Consider the following 18,507-nt stretch of genomic DNA (forward strand, 5'->3'; position numbering starts at 1 on the left):
CTGTCACATTCTTGGAATCGAATAATCCATCTTTGCTATGCAGAGACCAAGTTGGTGCTGAAGGTTTATAGTGGTAGGGTGGGCATTGCCCACATTAACCCAATATTATTGTCACCGTAATTTGATGGGTAATATCCACCATAACCGAACATACCGCAACCCTAATTTGGTGGGCAATGCCCACCCTACTCGCCTACATAATTGATAATGTCGGAAAAATCTGGAATTTTGCTGGCACACCCCTGACATTGACACGCCCAATCTTCCGAATATTTCCCCTGTGTCACATAACGAGAAAAACTCGAATATTCCCAAGCATGGGGGCAAGCCACCAGACCATGCTTAACCGGATTGTAATGGATATAATCCAAATAGTGATTGATTTCTTGCTGATCACACAAACTGCGCTCCCAAAACCGACGCTGCCATACATCCCGCTCTCGATGCTTGCGACGGGAAGCCGAGAGATTCTGGGGAATTTCAGCATCACCCCGGACAGCACGGGTAAATAAAACCTTCATGCGCCCCACACGAGCAGAATAGTTACAGTCCGGCTCTGGCAATTTCCACAGAAAATGGAGGTGATCCGGCAGAATAACCGCAGCCATAATTGTGAATGGTCGCTCTTCTTTGGTTTGAGCAAGGGCATTGCGAAGTAGTTGGATATTATCTGGGTTTTGAAAGAGGGGTTGACGTTGATAGGTGACACAGGTGATAAAAATGATGCTGTTAGGAATCCGAGCGCGGCGATATTGAGGCACGAGGATACATTAGTAGGGTGGGCATTGCCCACATTAACCCAATATCGTCACCATAATTTGATGGGTGATATCCACCACCATAACCCAATATTATTGTCACCTTGATTTGATGGGTAACATTCACCATAACCGAACATACCGCAACCGGAATTTGGTGGGCGATGCCCACCCTACGCTAGTCCAAGCCGTCCTTAACCACTACCACAAAGCCTTAACCTTTAGCCCCCAACCCGCGAAAATCCAAGAACGCATCGCGGCTCTCCACTGGACATTCTGGGACATCCCCCAGGCGATGGAACATTACCTCCAAGCCCAGATGCTCAATCCCCAGGCACAATGGCATCACTGGCGCTTATACTTTGGCCTTCAACTCCTTGCAGGTCTGGAATCCCCTAGACTCCTGGAATTCTGCCAGCGCATCATCGATATCGTCGAGCCAAACACCCATCACTCTGCCAATCGGGGGTTTACCGCCTTACTCCTCTCCACCGCCTATCGTTACTTAGACAAGGGCGATATTGCCCGAAATTTCCTCCATCAGGCTTACCGCACCATCCTAGAGCCAAACTATTCCGAACTGATTGCCCAGGCTTGGACAGCGCAACGAAAACACCCGCCCAACTTTCTCATCATTGGCGTTTGGAAATGCGGCACAACTTCCCTTTATCACTACCTGAGTCAACATCCCCAAATCCTGCCAGCCGTTGCCAAAGAACTGCACTATTTCACGGGTGAAACCCATTGGCAACAAGGGGAAAACCTCACTTATCTCGATTATTTTCCACCCATTGAACATCCCAGTTATCAAACCGGAGAAGCTACCCCCGGATACATCATTCAACCCCACCTCGCCAAATCTCTGCGCCACTGGTTTCCAGACCTTAAAATCATCATCCTGCTGCGAAATCCAGTCAAACGCACCATCTCAGACTTTTATCAACGCCAAGCAACCAGTAACCCCACGTTTGCCCAAACCCTTGACGGCGTAACCCACATTGACTTAGCCAAAGTTGATGCCATGGCCGACCAACTTTATGCCGATCTAAAAACAGGAACTAGCTGGCTGCAATGCTTACTCAAACAACAGGCCATTATTCAAACTGACATCAGTTTAAACCTAGCTCGTAACCTTGCCTTTAGCCAGTATATCCGCTATCTCCCCCAGTGGTTCGAGCAGTTTCCCAGAGAACAGATTCTCGTCCTTCGCAGCGAAGACCTATTTCAGAATCCCCCCGCCACCCTGCAACAGATTTACACCTTTTTAGGTCTGGAACATCACCCCTTACCCGAATATCGCAATCTTAATCCGCGAAACTATAACGCCATTAGCCCAGAGTTACATCAACAGCTTACGGAATATTTCCGCCCGTATAACGAACAAATCGAAGATTATCTCGGACAAAAATTCAACTACCAATCCAATTCTGAAAGCGAGCTTCAAGTTGGGTGGGGTCAAGTCGAGAGCCAACCCGCCGGAAATTATCATGGGAGGGAATTCCGTTAGGTAGGGAGAGAAAGGTAGTTAACCAAGCTTGTTTGGCTTGGCCATAGGTCTCCATACCATCCCAGCCTTCTGCACCAGTCAGGACAGCCAACAGGGCAATCACAACGAGATCAAAGAGTTGATGGGCGCAGCGCCCTTGTACTCTGGGATCCTCGAGATCGCCAAAATGAGTATGAAGGGAGGAGGACAGACAGAAGGAATCAGACATGGACTTGCACTGTTCGGTTGGCAGCATTGTCCTACAGTGAGGACAAGTGGATGAATCAGAAACCTATGATAGATCTCCTTTTCAGGAGATTGTGTAAACCTTGGTTCTTTTGTCAAGTACAATTTATACAAATTTTGATGCGTTTACCCTGACAAATGCATAAAGGACACAGCAATGCTGTGTCCCTACAGATTTTGGTAGGGGTGTTGGTAAGGGGCGGTATTGTAAAGTTTAACTGAATCCATAGTCAAGTATAGTCATTCCTGTTAAGATATAACCATGAAACTCTCAGACTATGCCAAAAAAGCCGGGGTGAGTTATCAAACGGCGTGGAGATGGTGGCAAAAAGGTCCATCTAACGGGCTATCAACTTCGGGAACAATTATCATTACCGAAGAAGGGAAGAAGAAAACCGAGAGAATGGCCTGTATTTATGCCAGAGTCTCTAGTGCAGAAAATAAAGATCACCTTGAGCGACAAGCGGAACGGTTAAAAGATTATGCTATTGCCAGAGGCTATCAAATTTATAAAGTCGTCAAAGAAATTGGCAGTGGTTTAAATGATAATCGTCCAAAATTGGCTAAGGTTTTAACCAATTCCCATTACGATATATTGATAGTGGAGCATAAAGACCGTTTGGCGAGGTTTGGGACAAATTACCTTGAGATCCGGTTAAAAGAGAGGGGAAAAACCGTTGAGATTGTCAATCATAGCGAGGATCGACAAGATGAATTGATGGAAGATTTAATTGCTATCATTACTTCATTCTGTTCTCGTCTTTATGGATGAAGACGCTCGAAACGGAAAACCGAAAAAATTATTGCCGAATTAAAGGAACGCTAGTGAAATTAGTCGAAAGACATATAATCAAAAAAGGTCATAGGTTTTGGGATGAGATAGATGAGTTATCATGGCATTCCAAAAATCTCTACAATGCGGCTAATTATCTAATCCGTCAAAACTTTATTTATGGTCATGGTTACTTGAACTATAACCGGATGGATAAATTAATGCAGAAGACGGAGCAATATCGCGCTTTACCAGCTAAAGTCTCTCAACAGGTGTTACGAGGATTAGACAAAAACTGGCAATCCTTTTTTGCCGCCAATCAAGCCTACAAAGTCAACAAGGAGAAGTTTTTAGTCAACCCGAAAATCCCCAAATATAAAAACACTCAGAAAGGTCGTCAATTATTGGTGTACGTGAAACAGGCTCTAAGTAAAGTAGCTTTAAAAAAAGGTAAAATCAAATGCTCAAAAACCCAAATTTGGAGACTTCTGTAGCCGAAAAAGTAGTGGAGGTGAGAATCGTTCCTCGATGCGATTGTTATATCATTGAGGTCATTTATGAAGAAGTAGAACCAACATTAAAATCCAATGAATGGGTCGCTAGTGTAGATTTAGGTGTAGATGTTTTAATGGCTGTAACTTCTAATCAACCGGACTTTGTTCCTCTGTTGATAAATGGCAGACCCTTAAAAAGCCTGAATCAATTCTACAATAAACGAAAAGCCTTTCTCCAATCCCAATTAAAAGGAAATCGACCCACCTCTAAGAGAATCCAGCGTCTGACTCGATGCCGAAATCAAAAAGTGGAGAACTATCTCCATCGAGCCAGCCGTTATCTGGTCAATCTACTCGTTAACCGAAATATCACCACCTTAGTGATTGGCAAAAATGAAGGTTGGAAACAAAATGCCAAGATGGGGAAAGTGAACAACCAAAAATTTGTGGGGATTCCTTTCAACCGTCTGATTGAAATGTTGACTTATAAATGTCAATTACTAGGTATTAAAGTGGCGATAACTGAAGAGAGTTATACGAGTCAGTCGAACTTTTTCAACTTAGATCCGCTTCCGGTTTATGGAGAAACGGTAAAAGTTCCTAAGTTTACGGGAAAAAGAATTAAAAGAGGTCTTTACCGGACTGATACAGGATTCTTGTGTCAAGCGGATATCTTAGGCTCCTATAATATCTTAAGAAAAGCATTCCCAAATGCCTTTATGGGCTATGGGATAGAGAGGTGCGTAGTTCACGATTATGAGAATTAATCTCTCGAAGCCAAAATGAAGGGGATTTTTGAAATAGAATCCATGTCTTGTTTGTATCTGACTATATTTTGGTTAACTATAACTCCGTCGAATCTCCCAACACCTCGAACTCAGCCTCGCCTAACTCTCCCCGATAAGCCCCCCCGAAGATCGCCCATTCCAGGAAGGTTCGCTCCAGAAATTCCCTGCAACTTAGCCAAACCAGCAAGGTTACAAAAACTGAGTACCATCGCCTATAATCTACGAAGCTTTTGAAGAATTGTTGCAAAACTCCGGCTTTTTCCGGGCTGGAGGGCATTTCCGCAAACCTTGGGGAACTCTCACTCCTGGAGCTGATTCTTTATTGAGTAAGATAGAATGCCCCAAAATTCTGCGGATTCCGGTCTGAGCAGAGTAAGCCCGATGCAATCAAGACCCTTCCCATGATCCAACACCGACCCATTCAATCCCTCGCCTCCTTCATCCAGAGGACTGCCATCTCCCTCTCTAGACGGCAGAAACAAACCATTCTCCTGACCCTGGATGTTTTTTTATTCCTAGTAGCCATTTGGGCGGCATTTGGGTTGCGTTTCAGCACCCCGCTTCCCCTTGCCGAAACCGTGCGCTATCTGTGGCTGCTCCCCTTACTCTTGCTCCTCAAACCCTTAGTCTTCTTAGGCACCGGAATGTATCGTCCGGTGTTGCGCTATGCAGGCTTTGAGTTTCTGCTGACCGCCAGCAAAGCCGTAATCTGTAGCTCCGGCGCTTTCATCATTCTGGCTTACTTTTTGCCGCCGTTGCAACTGCCGCGATCCGTATTAATCAACGATGCCCTTCTGACTCTCTTATTGGTCGTCAGCACCCGCTTGAGCATTCGCTGGTTTGTCACCACGGTCATCGCCCTTTCCCGCCAAAATAGCCAGCAAGAACGGGTCATCGTCTATGGGGCGGGCGCTGCGGGATCCCAACTGGTTCAAACCTTAGCGCAGCATCCCACCTACAAACCCGTTGCCTTCATCGATGACGATCGCTCCCTCCAAAAACAAATCATTCACGGACTGACCGTTTACACCCCCTCCGACCTGCCCAAACTGATTTCCCAATATTCTATAGACAGTCTCTTGCTAGCAATGCCTTCCGTCGGGTGGGTCAAAAAGCGGCAAATTCTCAATCGCTTGCAATCCTTGATGATTCCCGTGAAAACAGTTCCCTGTATTGGCGATATCATCTCCGGGAAAGTCTCGATTAGCGAAATTCGCAATATCGATATTGCCGACCTTCTCGGGCGCGAAGAAGTGGTCGCCGATCCCCAACTCTTGGAACACAATATTAAAGGAAAAACCGTTTTAGTCACCGGGGCTGGCGGTTCCATTGGCTCCGAACTGTGCCGTCAAATTGCCCGACAGCAGCCCAAATGCCTGATTCTCTACGAAATTGGCGAGTTTGCCCTTTACACCATCGATCTCGAACTCAAAGAAGCCTTTCCCACCCTGAAAACAGTTGGCTGCTTGGGTTCGGTCACCGACGAGTTACGCCTCCAATCCGTGCTGTTGCAATATGGGGTCGATACCATTTATCATGCTGCCGCTTACAAGCACGTCCCCCTCGTAGAATCCAACCCGGCGCCGGGGATTCTCAATAACGTCTTAGGCACCTTAACCGCCGCCAAAAGCGCCATTGAAGCCGGAGTCGGCGATTTCGTTTTAATTTCCACCGATAAAGCAGTTCGTCCGACCAGCGTGATGGGCGCCAGCAAGCGCGTCGCCGAACTAATTATCCAAGCCCTCGCCAGTCGCCCCAGCACCCCCACTTCCTTTTCAATCGTTCGCTTTGGTAACGTTCTCGATAGTAGTGGGTCGGTGGTGCCGCGTTTCCGCCAACAAATTGCCGAAGGGAAAGCGCTGACCGTGACCAATTCGGACATGACGCGCTATTTTATGTCGATCCCCGAAGCCGCACGCTTGGTCATTCAAGCGGGGGCAATGGGTCAAGGCGGCGAAATCTTTTTGCTCGATATGGGCGAACCCGTCCGCATTTACGATCTGGCCGTACAGATGATTGAATTGAGCGGTCTGGTACCGGGTAAAGATATTGAAATTAAGATTACTGGATTGAGACCCGGGGAAAAATTACACGAAGAACTACTCGTGGATAGTGCCAAAGCCAAACCCACTCGCCATCCGAAAATTTTTTGCGCCCAAGAACCCAAAATTCATTGGGAATTCTTGCAACCCCGTTTGGAAGCGCTCATCGAGAAAGCCCACGCCCATGACGAAGCGGGGATTCGCGAAGAATTACGCCGCTTGATTCCGGAATATCAGCCGACGAACGTGCAGCTAACCAGGTCGTCTCGTTTGGCCGCCGTGTCAAATTCCTAGAAATATGGGCAGTTGGGAATCGGAAGTTTGCAAACGATCGCCCGCCTCGGCCCCCCGTTACTGGTTCGGAACCCTCACACACACCAAAAACACCCTCGCCCCTCTGGTCTAACTCTACTCAAATCCCAGTCAGCACATTCCCCAATTAAACCTCTATATTAGTTTTAGTTTTAATCTTTTAATTAACTATTGCCAGCTCCGATCCGATCGCCAGGATCCGAACCCTATGTTAAACACCTCGATCGCCCAAACTTATAAAATCCTCCGATCTTCCCTTTATCTACTCCCGGGACTGATAAGCTTCATTGTTTTATCCGCCCCCCTTCCGGCTAAAAGCCAGACATTGCCGGGATTAGATCTTTTTAACCCAGGTAATCCCAGTTGTAGGGGCGACAATACCCCTTACACCCTCGGATCGGGCGATCGCGTACAGCTCGATATTTTCAACGTCCCCGAATATAGCGGCGAAAACGGCCAATTCCAAGTTCTCGCCGATGGCAGTCTCAATCTCCCCTTAGTCGGTAAAGTCACCGTCGAAGGGTTGACCCTGCAACAGGCAGGCGCCCTGATTTCCCAAAGTTACGATCGCTTCCTGCAACGCCCGGAACTGCTCACCGTCAGCCTCCTCGAACGCCGTCCCCTGCAAATCGGTATCGGCGGAGAAGTCAACCGTCCCGGTTCCTACACCATGTCCGTTATCGGGCGCGCCGACAGCGAAGAAGCTACCCAAATCCCGACCATTACGGGAGCAATTCAGCGCGCTGGAGGCATCACTCAAGCCGCTAACATCACCCAAATTGAACTGCGCCGCAAAACAGGCAGTGTCTGTACTGTCAATCTCTCCACACTCATTAGCCAAGGCAGTTTGCAAGAAGATATCAGCCTACGCGATGGCGACACCATTTTTATCCCGACCTCTACCACCGTCGATCCTGTAGCGACAACCCAACTCGCAACGACGAGCTTGGCGGGACAAGCGACCCAACCGATTAACATCATCGTCGTCGGCGAAGTGACTCGTCCCGGCGCGTACACCGTCACCCGCGTAGACGAAAAAGGCAGCCTGTTGACCGTCACCCGCGCCTTGCAAACTGCCGGAGGAATTAATCTTTCCTCAGATATCCGGCAAATTCAAGTGATTCGCCGTCCCAAAACCAGTAACGAACCAATTCCGCCAATTCAGGTCAATTTGTGGCAACTGTTACAAGGCGATCGCACTCAGGATATCGTCCTCCAAGAAGGAGATACGATCGTCGTTCCCACGGCAACCAACCCCAACCCTGCCGAAGTCGCTCAAATTGCCAGCGCTAACTTTGCTGCCAATTTTTCACAACCACTCAACATTGCAGTAGTCGGCGAAGTCAACCGTCCCGGAACCTATACCATCGCCGGGTCTGATGTGAGTTCGACGGGGAACGAACAAACTTTAGAAGGCCCTCAAACGGGCGGGCAATTAGTCGGACTCCCCACCGTGACCCGAGCATTGAAAATTGCGGGAGGAATCAGCCCCTCCGCGAATATCCGTCAGATTCAAGTCCGCCGCCAAACGAAAGCCGGAACCGAACAAATCCTCGTAGTCGATCTTTGGCAACTCCTTCAAGAAGGAGATCTCAGTCAAGATACCCTCCTCCAACAAGGGGATACCATTGTCGTTCCCACCGCAACCAATATCGATCTAGCAGAAGCGCCCCAAGTCGCTGCCGCCAGTTTTTCTCCGAATACGATTCAAGTCAATATTGTGGGTGAAGTGCTTAACCCCGGTTCAGTTACTTTAGCGCCGAATTCTTCATTAAACCAAGCGATTTTGGCCAGTGGTGGATTTAATAACCGACGGGCCGATGAAGACGAAGTAGAACTGATTCGGTTAAATCCCAATGGAACGGTTTCTCGTGAGAAAATCCCCATTGATTTCGCTCAAGGATTAGATGAAGAAACTAATCCTACCTTACGGAATAATGACGTGATTGTGGTCGGGCGATCGGGTTTTGCCAAAACAACCGATACAATTGGAACCGTTTTTAGTCCGGTCTTTTCAGCCTTCGGGGTTTTTAGATTCCTCAATGTTTTATTCTAGTCCGACACCATCACCAAAAGCCCCCCTTTCTAAGGGGGGTTGGGGGGATCTTCCAACCAATCCAGCTATGAAGTCTAATAACAACGATCGCTTAACCTCATCCACCCCCCAAGGGATCCTGTAGAGTAGGATAGGCAGCCACGAACAAAACAGAGGAGTAAGGATGGAAACGACACCCAACTCTCAGCCAATTGTCTTCCAATCGGGTCAATCACCGCAAATGATATCGGTTCCTTACGTTCCGGAATATATGGATCCGGATGAAGAAGAACTCGATTTAGGACAACTGTTTGATGTCATCCGACGTCGGGCTTTGGTCATCTTGGGAGTTGCAGGTGTAGTCACTGCCGCAGTTGGTTTTTGGACCGCCAACCAAACCCCGGAATATCAAGGTCAATTCCGAATTTTAGTCGAACCCGTCGTTTCCGATCAGGATAAATTCTCCCAACTTTCCTCAATGGCTGGGGGTTTGGGGGCGGCATTTCTTCAAGGGGAAAGTTCGGGATTGGATTACGACAGCCAAATTGAAGTCCTCAAAAGTCCCAAGCTGATCGATCCAATCGTGCAGCAGCTTCAAGTTCGCTATCCGGAAACGAGTTATAAATCTTTGGTGGGTGGGCAAGAATCTCCCTTACAAATCGATCGCCTCAATAACAATACTAAAATTATTGAAATTAGCTATCAAGATACCGACCCTGAAAAAATCCTATTTGTTCTCAGCCAAGTTGAAAAAGGATATCTGCGCTATAGCTTAGAAGATCGTCAAAGTAATATCCGTCAGGGAATTCAATTTATTGACGATCAATTGCCTCAGTTACGGCAGAGGGTCGATACGTTACAGGAACAATTACAAGAATTTCGACAGCAAACCAATCTGATCGAACCTTCGGTTCAAGGGGAACAACTCGCCGAACAAATGACGAAAGTTAATGACCAACTGCTAGAAGCTCAAACTGCAGTAGAACAAGGGCGAGAGTTGGTTATTAATTTACGAGAACAGTTGGGTCAAGAACCGGAAGAGGCGATCGCCCTTTCGGTCCTGAGCGAAGCGCCGGGATATCAAGAACTTCTGAGAAAATTACAGGAGTTAGAACAAAAAATTTACACGGAATCGACGCGCTTTAAACCCGAAAGTCCTCAAATTCAAGTGCTGTTAGAACAGCGCAACAAGTTATTACCGTTATTGCGCAAAGAAGCCCAAACGGTTCTCGGGCAAAATCTCGGGAATGCTGCGGTTACCCCGGAGAGTTTTCCGTTTCAGAGTACGGTTCGCTTGGAATTGACCCAGCAGATGGTCGATGCGTTTAATAAGTTTGAGTTAGCAAAGTTACGCTACAGCGCGATCGCCCAAGCCGCCAACGCCTTACAAAAGCAACTCAACGAATTTCCCGCGATCGTCCGTCAATACACCGATCTGCAACGAGAATTGCAAGTGGCTAGCAACACCCTCAACGAACTCCTCGCCCGTCGAGAAGGCTTGAGAGTGGATGCGGCGCAAAAAGAAGTCCCCTGGGAAATCATCGCCAAGCCAGAAATCCCCAAAAATGAAGAGGGCGAATTAGTACCTGTTTCGCCAAAAGTTCTCAGAAATCTGGTTTTAGGGGCGATGTTAGGCTTAATGCTCGGCTTTGGCGCCGCCTTACTCGTGGAACGTCTCGATAATGTCTTCCACGACCCCGACGACCTCAAAGATGTCACCCGCGTCCCCTTGTTGGGAACGATTCCGGCGAGTGACAGCGCCAAAGAATTACCGATCGCCGATCGCGATCGCCCGGGCGAACTCTACTATCCGAAAGACTTCCCCTTTACCGAAGCCTTCCGCACCCTACACGCCAATTTACGCTTTCTCAACCCGAACAAAAGCATCCGTTCTCTCGTCATCGGTTCCGCTACCCCCGCCGAAGGTAAATCGACGGTCGCCGTCAACCTCGCCCAAGCCGCAGCCGCAATGGGTCAGCGTGTCTTACTCGTCGATGCCGATTTGCGCTGGCCCCAAGTTCATACCCGCTTGGGGATCCAAAACCGCAAGGGGTTGAGCCACATTCTGGCGAAAAATCTCGAAGTGAGCGAGGCGATCGCGCGATCGCCCGTCGAAGAAAACCTTTACCTGCTCACCGCAGGCGCCCTGACCCCAGACCCCACCCGCTTGCTTTCCTCGGACAAAATGCAGCAGCTCATGCAACAGTGGGAATCCAGCTTCGATTTAGTCATTTACGACACCCCACCCCTCCTCGGGGTCGTCGATGCGCGCCTGTTAGCCGCTAACACCGATGGTTTGGCCCTCGTCGTCAGCATCGGCGAAACGGAACGTCCCGCCGTCACTCGCGCCATCGAAGAACTGCAAAAATCGAATATCAACGTCCTCGGAACGATCGGCAACGGCGTTAAAGGATCGACGAATAACTTCTACTACGATTCCCAACGTTACGATCGCTACAACGGCGATCGCGAAAGCCTCGAAGAAGAAGAACCACTTCCCCTAGAACCCAGCTAATTTCCAATCGAAATCCACGGCAAAAATAAGAGAAAAATTATTTCTCTCCGACCGTACTTTTTTAATCGTAAAATTCAGTACCAAAACTTATTCTCGTCATCGAACAATGACGAGAATTTTTGTTGACAAGTTCCGGATAAAATCCCCTAACATATTCCGGATAAAATCACTCTTTTCTGTAGAGGTGAGTGGAAATTTATCTTTGGGACGAGTTTCGGGATGTTTCAGAAAATTTGGCAATCATTCCTGTGTAACCAACGGGACAATCTACCACCCTACCCAACCGCGATCGCATCCCCCCAGCAACCCACCCCCCGCAGCACCAGCGATCGCACTCACTTCCTCCCCAAATCCTCCACCCTCTCGATCGTCACCCAATTTTACCCCCCCGATTACGCCGCTACGGGGCAATTCATCCAAGAACTGGCCGCCCAATTGGGCAAACAAGGAATGAACGTCCGCATTTTCACCGGACAACCGGGATATGCCTTTGAAACTCCCCTCGCCCCTCCCATCGAATCGTCAGAAAATCTTCACATTCGGCGATCGCGAACCTCCCGACTCTGGCCCCAACGCATTCGAGGACGCGCCTTTAACGGACTCCTCTTTTGCCTGCGTTCTGCCCTCCATCTGATTAAAAGCGCCCATCGCGGCAACATCTTACTCCTGACCACCGAACCCGCCTACCTCCCGGCGATCGGTTATCTCGTCCACCTCTGCTTTGGCGCTCCCTACGTCTGTCTCCTCTACGACCTCTATCCCGATGTCGCCGTCCAACTCCGGGTCGTCCCCGCCAAACACTGGCTCGTCAAACTCTGGGACGCTCTCAACCGCCAAATTTGGAAACGGGCGCGAGGCGTCATCGTCCTCAGCTCCACTATGAAAGATCGGGTCGTTCGTAAATGTCCCGACATTGAAGACAAAATCTCCGTCATCCATAGCTGGGCCGATCCTAAGTGGATCGTCCCGCGTCACAAACAAGACAACTGGTTCGCCCACCAACACGCCCTCGTCGATCGCTTTACCGTGCTCTATTCCGGCAATATGGGGCGCTGTCACGATATCGAAACGATCTTGAAGGCGGTCGAACACCTGCAAAACGACCCGATTCAATTCGTCTTCATCGGTGCAGGCGCCAAACGTCAAGAATTTCGCGATCGCGTCCGCGAACTCAATTTAAAAAATTGCCTCTTCCTTCCCTATCAAGATAAAAAACATCTCCCTTACTCCCTCACCGCCTGCGACCTGTCCCTCGTCAGCATCAGCCCAGGACTCGAAGGCATTATCGCCCCGAGCAAACTCTACGGGATCCTCGCCGCCGGACGACCCGTGGCAGCGATTTGCGAACCTCACTCCTACCTGCGCCAGCTTCTCGCGAAGGCTCGATGCGGCATCGCCATCGATAACGGTGACGGCGATCGCCTCGCACAATGGATCCGGCGCCTCACCCAAAATCCGGCATTAACCGCCAGATTGGGCGAAAACGGTCGGCAGTACCTCAAAGCCAACTTTACCCCCGAGATTGTCGCCCGCCAATATTTTGAGATCCTGAGTGCCGAGGCGATCGCCCCAACCCGTTGTTCTAGAGCCAAACGACAACCGAGCCAGCTATTTTAATTCCCTACCAACAAAGGAGATCGGACATCCAACTCAGGCCAACCCCCGATTGAACAATTCCACAATCTCCCGGCAAAAATATTTTAATTTTTCCTTAACTTCGATCGCGGGTTCGCTGGCGCCGACAAATCGCCAGTTTTCCACCGTCGAAAATCGCCACTGTTGACCCTGGTGATCGTAACCTGCGGCCTCGACACCGATCGCCCGCCTTTCCCCACTCACCGGATCTTCGTAAAACCGGATTTGCAGTAGAATGCTGCGACTCTGAAACGCCCGACTGCGACCGGGAAAGTGAAAGCCAATATCGATCGAATCCGGATCCACCAGCGATCGCGTGTCCGGATCGTTCGTCCACGGCTTCAAATCCGATCTCACATCCGGAAATTCTGACTTAAACAAATTGACCACCGCCGCAATCTTGCTCGTCAGCTCCAAATTTTTCGCTTGTTCTGCTGCATTCACTCGCTATCATCCTCCTTCTCGATAGATCTTTCAAAACGATAGAACCTTATCCATCTGTGTTAAATTCCCCTGAATGAGTATTGTAGGCTTCCCCCAAACTCTTTATTTTGGTAAGGGTGCCGATGGAGCGGCCACTACAAGAACGAGTAGGAATGACCAGAATGACAATACCCTGTCAGATCGTCGTTGAAAACAATCCAGCCCTTATTTATGCCAGTCGTAACGGCAGTCCCGAAAAAGTCCGGCGCGTCCTCAAGCCCTTCCTAGAAAAATTTTGCCAGGAGCGAGAGACGGCTGGAGAATACCAGGATACACCTGAGTGTTTAGTGGCTCAGATCGTCGTGCGCTTTGGTTTTGAAATCTGTGAAGACGATTTCTCCAATCTCAAAGTCAGCATCGATTACAACCCCCAAGTCGAATATCTTTACTTCGTCAAATCCGATGGCAGCGTCCGGGTATTCGTCCCCGAAGCCGCCTATCGCAAAAATCCCAGCCTGGGACTCCAAGGATGTCGGGAACTCGAAGATCGAGGTTGGCAACTCGAATAAACCCTTAAAGAAGGCGGCGCCGTTGAAAGAGATCGCCGCCTTCTCCACGACGAACTCATTATTTCAGCGATCGCCGCCCTCTCGACAATCCCTCCCCCACAAAAGCCAAGGGAACGGGTTCGAGTCCCCCTACCATAAAAAGTTATCCTTATTGATGAGATGAATAGTTACAGATAATTCGCTAGAACCCGTAAGTTTATGTTTGACGCCCTCGCCGAACGCTTGGAATCCGCTTGGAAGAAACTGCGCGGTCAGGATAAAATCTCCGAATCCAACATTCAAGAAGCCCTGCGCGAAGTCCGTCGAGCCCTGTTGGAAGCCGACGTCAACCTCCAAGTCGTTAAAGAATTTATCGCCGAAGTCGAAACCAAAGCCCTCGGCAGCGAAGTCATTGCCGGGGTGCAACCGGACCAGCAATTTATCAAAATCGTCCACGAAGAACTCGTCGCCGTCATGGGGGAGAGCAACGTCCCCCTCGCCCATGCCGAACGAGCTCCCACCGTCGTCTTAATGGCGGGGTTGCAAGGAACCGGGAAAACCACCGCCACCGCCAAACTTGCCCTGCATTTACGCAAGCAAAATCGCAGCACCCTGATGGTGGCCACGGATATTTACCGTCCGGCGGCGGTCGATCAACTCGTGACCCTCGGCAAGCAAATTAACGTCCCGGTCTTCGAGTTGGGCACCGATACCGATCCGGTGGAAATCGCCCGTCAGGGGATCGAACGCGCCAAAGCCGAAGGCATCGATACCGTCATCATCGATACCGCCGGACGCTTGCAAATCGATCGCGACATGATGGCCGAATTGGCGCGCATTAAAGAAACCGTCGAACCCGACGACACCTTACTCGTCATCGACGCCATGACGGGACAAGAAGCCGCCAACCTCACTCGCACGTTTCACGAAGAAATCGGCATTAGCGGCGCCATCCTCACCAAACTCGACGGCGACAGCCGAGGGGGGGCGGCCCTGTCCGTGCGTAAAATTTCGGGAGCGCCGATCAAGTTTGTCGGGGTCGGCGAAAAAGTCGAAGCCCTGCAACCGTTTTATCCCGATCGCATGGCCTCGCGCATTCTCGGGATGGGCGACGTACTGACCTTGGTCGAAAAAGCTGCCGAAGAAGTCGATATCGCCGACGCCGAAAAAATGCATGAGAAAATCATGGCGGCGCAGTTCGACTTCAACGACTTTTTAAAACAAATGCGCCTGATGAAAAGCATGGGGTCCCTCGGCGGCGTCCTCAAGTTGATTCCCGGGATGAACAAACTCACCGACGACCAACTCGAAAAAGGAGAAAGTCAGCTCAAGCTCTCCGAATCGATCGTCAATTCGATGACCAAGGAAGAGCGGCAAAATCCCGATTTGCTCGCCGGATCTCCCAGTCGGCGGCGGCGAATTGCCCGGGGGTCGGGTCACTCGGAAAAAGAAGTGAGCAAGTTGGTGACCGATTTTAGCCGAATGCGAACGATGATGCAGCGCATGGGTCAAGGTGCTTTCGGAATGCCCGGAATGGCCGGACCGGGGGGCGGCATGTTTGGCGGTCCGGGGGGCGGAATGCCTCAAAGGGGCTGGCGCGGTTACCAAGGCGGTCCGCCGAAGAAGAAAAAGAAAAAGTCTAAAAAGCGTAAGGGGTTCGGCCAACTTTGAGCCGAGCGATCGCCTTTTGATGCGGGCAGGCATGGTAAAATTAGAAGCTTTGCAGCATCAGTTGCAACCCTCCCGAGATCTAGAGCATGGAATAGCTTATTATGCGATCGGGAGTCAACTGGACGACATTCACCAACTCCGCCCTGAAAGGGACGGGGATTGTTCGGAGCAATCTGAGCGACGTAAGTGGTGAATCGCCCATTGAGACGCAGCCTGGTACAGACTTCCGAATCCTTCCCTAATTCGGACGATCTCTAAGCCTAATTGGTTAGGCGTTGGGTCGAGCCAAGACATCTTGGTTGCGTTGGGTGAAGGGACTGATACAGGTTTGCTGGTTCCTGGGTCGATCGCCAGTTAAAAACCAGTTCCCGCAAGGGATTGTCAAGCCGTCCTGGAAGGACGGAGTTTCTACCCATTTTTCTGATGATTAAATTGCGATTGAAGCGATACGGTAAAAAGCGCGAAGTGAGTTATCGGATTGTGGCCATGAACAGCAGCAGCCGCCGCGATGGCCGACCTCTGGAAGAATTGGGATTCTACAATCCAAGAACGGACGAAACTCGGCTCAATGTCCCCGCGATCGTCAAACGATTGCAACAAGGCGCGCAACCGACCGATACCGTTCGCAACCTCCTTACGAAAGCTAATGTCTTCGAACAAGTCCGTGCCGGAAACACGACCTCAGAATAGTGACGAGCCCGTAACGCCCCTTCCTTCGACGGAGGGGGATCGTCCCGATTATTTGGGATTGTTGCGTTTTTTGGTCAGTCCGTTTTTAGAGTCCCCGGAATCGTTGCGCGTCGATTGCGAGCGGTTGCAAAATCAGTCAAAAGTTTGGCTGAGAATGGCGTTTGACGATCCGGAAAAAGGCCGAGTTTACGGTCGCGGAGGCCGAAACATTCAGGCAATTCGGAAAGTGTTAGACGCTACAGCTCGTCTGGCGGGAGAGTCGGTTTACCTGGATATTTATGGGAGTGAAAGCCACGATCGCCCCTCTTCGGGCGGACGGGGTGGCGATCGCCAAAGCCCGAAACCCGGTTCTCGCCGTAGTTCGTCGAGGCGATCGCCCGCCCCTCCAGAACGCCCCCGCCCCTCGAAACCCCAGTAGGGACTCGTCGCCATCCTCGAAGACCGATCCGATTGACTCGTTCGAGATCGGATTCGGTCGTCGGCGATCGCCCTGTGCTGCCAGATTTCAACCTATTCTTTCACGTTAAAGACGCCTGTTTTGGAGTTGACTCTCCCCTTCGGCGTCTTTTTGCATTAAGGTGGAACTCGAAAGCCTGTGAATACGATCTCAGCATGAGCGCGGTATCGACCATCGAACTGCCCAGTCTCGACAGCGCGATCGCACTGTCCGGCGATCGGGAAACCAATCTCAAAACACTCTCGCAACAAACGGGCGCCCGGGTCGTCCTGCGCGGACAAGATCTCTATATCTCCGGAACGTCCAATCAGGTAGACTTGTGCTGCCGTTTGGTGCGATCGCTCGAAGACCTCTGGAAATCTGGCAAACCGATTTCCGGCGTCGATATCCTCACGGCCCGTCACGCGATCGACACCGAACGTCAAGACGAACTCACCGACATGCGCCGCGATGTCTTGGCGACCACCCGTCGCGGCGAAGAAATTCGCGCCAAAACCTTTCGCCAACGCCAATACATCAAATCCATCCGCACCCACGACCTGACCTTCTGCATCGGTCCGGCGGGAACGGGCAAAACCTTCCTCGCTACCATTTTGGCGGCTCAAGCCTTACTCGCCAACGAGTACGAACGCCTCATCCTCACCCGTCCCGCCGTCGAAGCCGGGGAAAAGTTGGGCTTTTTACCCGGCGACTTACAACAAAAAGTCAATCCCTACCTCCGTCCGCTTTACGATGCCCTCTACGAAATTATCGATCCCGAAAAAATTACCAATCTGATGGAACGCGGCATCGTCGAAGTCGCCCCGATCGCCTACATGCGCGGACGCACCCTCAATAACTCCTTCGTCATCCTCGACGAAGCCCAAAACACCACCCCCGCCCAAATGAAAATGGTCTTAACCCGCTTGGGCTTTAAATCTCGCATGGTCGTCACCGGAGACCTCACCCAAACCGACCTCGGCCCCGATCGCCACTCCGGCTTATTTGTCGCTCAGAAAATTTTGCAAAATGTTGAAGGGATTGCCTTCTGCAAACTCTCTCAAGCCGATGTCGTCCGCAACCCCCTAGTCCAGAAAATTGTAGCGGCTTACGAGCAGTACGATCGCTAGGGAAGTTGGCACCGAGAAGGCAAAAGGCAAAAGTAGGCCATCAGCCATAGGCATTTCCCACCCCCTAGTCCGGCCATCTAAAATCTAAAATCCCAAACCCACCCATGCCAAATCTCAAAGAATTCATCGAAGAAACTCAGCAATTAGGAACCCTGCGCCTGATCGTTACCAGTCAGGCGGCAGTTCTCGAAGTCCGTACCCGCATCGAAAATCTGTTTTATGCAGAACTTCCGAAAGGCAAATATGCCAACATGCACGCCGAAGGTTTCGAGTTTCACTTGAATATGGACGAAATTGCCACCGTGAAATTCGAGACCGGGGAAGCCAAACGGGGCAACTTCACCACCTATGCCATCCGGTTCGTCGATCGCGCCGAGAACAACGCCCTCAGTGCCTTCTTACAGTGGGGTAAACCCGGCGAGTACGAACCCGGACAAGTCGAAGCCTGGCAAGCGTTGCGCGACAAATACGGCGAAGTTTGGCAACCGAGTCCGATCGCCGAATAAGAACTCGCCCATATCGTCTC

16 protein-coding genes and 1 pseudogene are annotated in these 18,507 nt (G+C 50.4%); 14 read left to right on the top strand and 3 right to left on the bottom strand.

Features of this window, described 5'->3' with window-relative positions; genetic code table 11:
- Positions 1-185 precede the first annotated feature (185 nt).
- Complete coding sequence (locus HCG48_RS25135; RefSeq protein ID WP_168571624.1) at positions 186-761, bottom strand: REP-associated tyrosine transposase; 576 nt, start codon at positions 759-761, stop codon at positions 186-188.
- Positions 762-870: 109 nt separating this feature from the next.
- On the opposite strand from HCG48_RS25135, the gene HCG48_RS26335 reads away from it, so the two are divergent.
- On the top strand, positions 871-2,265 hold the full coding sequence (locus HCG48_RS26335) for a sulfotransferase domain-containing protein (RefSeq protein WP_246259771.1): 1,395 nt from the start codon (positions 871-873) through the stop codon (positions 2,263-2,265).
- Here HCG48_RS26335 and HCG48_RS25145 read toward each other — a convergent pair.
- Positions 2,177-2,473 (bottom strand): annotated as a pseudogene (locus HCG48_RS25145) (transposase family protein); the annotation flags it as partial. The gene HCG48_RS26335 and the pseudogene HCG48_RS25145 overlap by 89 nt on opposite strands.
- Before the next feature lie 279 nt (positions 2,474-2,752).
- Between HCG48_RS25145 and HCG48_RS25150 the strand changes: the two are divergent.
- The 7 genes from HCG48_RS25150 to HCG48_RS25175 all read left to right on the top strand — a co-directional run bounded on the left by HCG48_RS25150 (position 2,753) and on the right by HCG48_RS25175 (position 13,065).
- Positions 2,753-3,262: an IS607 family transposase gene (locus HCG48_RS25150; RefSeq protein ID WP_210437132.1), complete on the top strand. Its 510-nt coding sequence runs from the start codon at positions 2,753-2,755 to the stop codon at positions 3,260-3,262.
- Complete coding sequence (locus HCG48_RS26340) at positions 3,259-3,756, top strand: transposase (RefSeq protein ID WP_246259773.1); 498 nt, start codon at positions 3,259-3,261, stop codon at positions 3,754-3,756. The genes HCG48_RS25150 and HCG48_RS26340 overlap by 4 nt, the downstream gene beginning before the upstream one ends.
- Positions 3,723-4,523 (top strand): RNA-guided endonuclease InsQ/TnpB family protein, encoded by an 801-nt coding sequence (locus HCG48_RS25155; protein WP_246259774.1) that lies wholly within the window; start codon positions 3,723-3,725, stop codon positions 4,521-4,523. Before HCG48_RS26340 ends, HCG48_RS25155 begins: the two co-directional genes overlap by 34 nt.
- A gap of 422 nt (positions 4,524-4,945) precedes the next feature.
- On the top strand, positions 4,946-6,880 hold the full coding sequence (locus HCG48_RS25160; RefSeq protein ID WP_168571626.1) for a polysaccharide biosynthesis protein: 1,935 nt from the start codon (positions 4,946-4,948) through the stop codon (positions 6,878-6,880).
- Positions 6,881-7,106: 226 nt separating this feature from the next.
- On the top strand, positions 7,107-8,954 hold the full coding sequence (locus HCG48_RS25165; protein ID WP_168571627.1) for an SLBB domain-containing protein: 1,848 nt from the start codon (positions 7,107-7,109) through the stop codon (positions 8,952-8,954).
- A gap of 163 nt (positions 8,955-9,117) precedes the next feature.
- Positions 9,118-11,448: a GumC family protein gene (locus tag HCG48_RS25170; protein WP_168571628.1), complete on the top strand. Its 2,331-nt coding sequence runs from the start codon at positions 9,118-9,120 to the stop codon at positions 11,446-11,448.
- Positions 11,449-11,667: 219 nt separating this feature from the next.
- A complete protein-coding gene (locus HCG48_RS25175) occupies positions 11,668-13,065 on the top strand; it encodes a glycosyltransferase family 4 protein (RefSeq protein ID WP_168571629.1) in 1,398 nt (465 codons plus the stop codon).
- 33 nt (positions 13,066-13,098) lie between these two features.
- Here the strand turns inward: HCG48_RS25175 and HCG48_RS25180 are convergent, their stop codons facing one another.
- On the bottom strand, positions 13,099-13,527 hold the full coding sequence (locus HCG48_RS25180; protein ID WP_168571630.1) for a Tery_1686 family protein: 429 nt from the start codon (positions 13,525-13,527) through the stop codon (positions 13,099-13,101).
- Positions 13,528-13,679: 152 nt separating this feature from the next.
- On the opposite strand from HCG48_RS25180, the gene HCG48_RS25185 reads away from it, so the two are divergent.
- From HCG48_RS25185 to HCG48_RS25210, 6 genes are all read left to right on the top strand, one after another.
- On the top strand, positions 13,680-14,075 hold the full coding sequence (locus HCG48_RS25185; protein ID WP_246259776.1) for a histidine kinase: 396 nt from the start codon (positions 13,680-13,682) through the stop codon (positions 14,073-14,075).
- A 198-nt stretch (positions 14,076-14,273) separates the two neighbouring features.
- Positions 14,274-15,725 carry a signal recognition particle protein gene (gene ffh, locus HCG48_RS25190; protein WP_168571631.1) on the top strand — a complete coding sequence of 484 codons (1,452 nt, stop codon included), beginning with the start codon at positions 14,274-14,276 and terminating at the stop codon, positions 15,723-15,725.
- A gap of 423 nt (positions 15,726-16,148) precedes the next feature.
- Entirely contained in the window at positions 16,149-16,415 is a 267-nt protein-coding gene (gene rpsP / locus HCG48_RS25195; RefSeq protein ID WP_168571632.1) for a 30S ribosomal protein S16, read from the top strand.
- A complete protein-coding gene (locus tag HCG48_RS25200) occupies positions 16,372-16,833 on the top strand; it encodes a KH domain-containing protein (RefSeq protein WP_168571633.1) in 462 nt (153 codons plus the stop codon). Before rpsP ends, HCG48_RS25200 begins: the two co-directional genes overlap by 44 nt.
- 194 nt (positions 16,834-17,027) lie before the next feature.
- Positions 17,028-17,981 carry a PhoH family protein gene (locus tag HCG48_RS25205; RefSeq protein ID WP_168571634.1) on the top strand — a complete coding sequence of 318 codons (954 nt, stop codon included), beginning with the start codon at positions 17,028-17,030 and terminating at the stop codon, positions 17,979-17,981.
- A 104-nt stretch (positions 17,982-18,085) separates the two neighbouring features.
- Positions 18,086-18,487, top strand: a complete 402-nt coding sequence (locus tag HCG48_RS25210; protein ID WP_168571635.1) for a ChuX/HutX family heme-like substrate-binding protein — start codon at positions 18,086-18,088, stop codon at positions 18,485-18,487.
- Positions 18,488-18,507 lie beyond the last annotated feature (20 nt).

Origin of the sequence: Oxynema aestuarii AP17 (assembly GCF_012295525.1) — a bacterium.
GTDB lineage: Bacteria > Cyanobacteriota > Cyanobacteriia > Cyanobacteriales > Laspinemataceae > Oxynema > Oxynema aestuarii.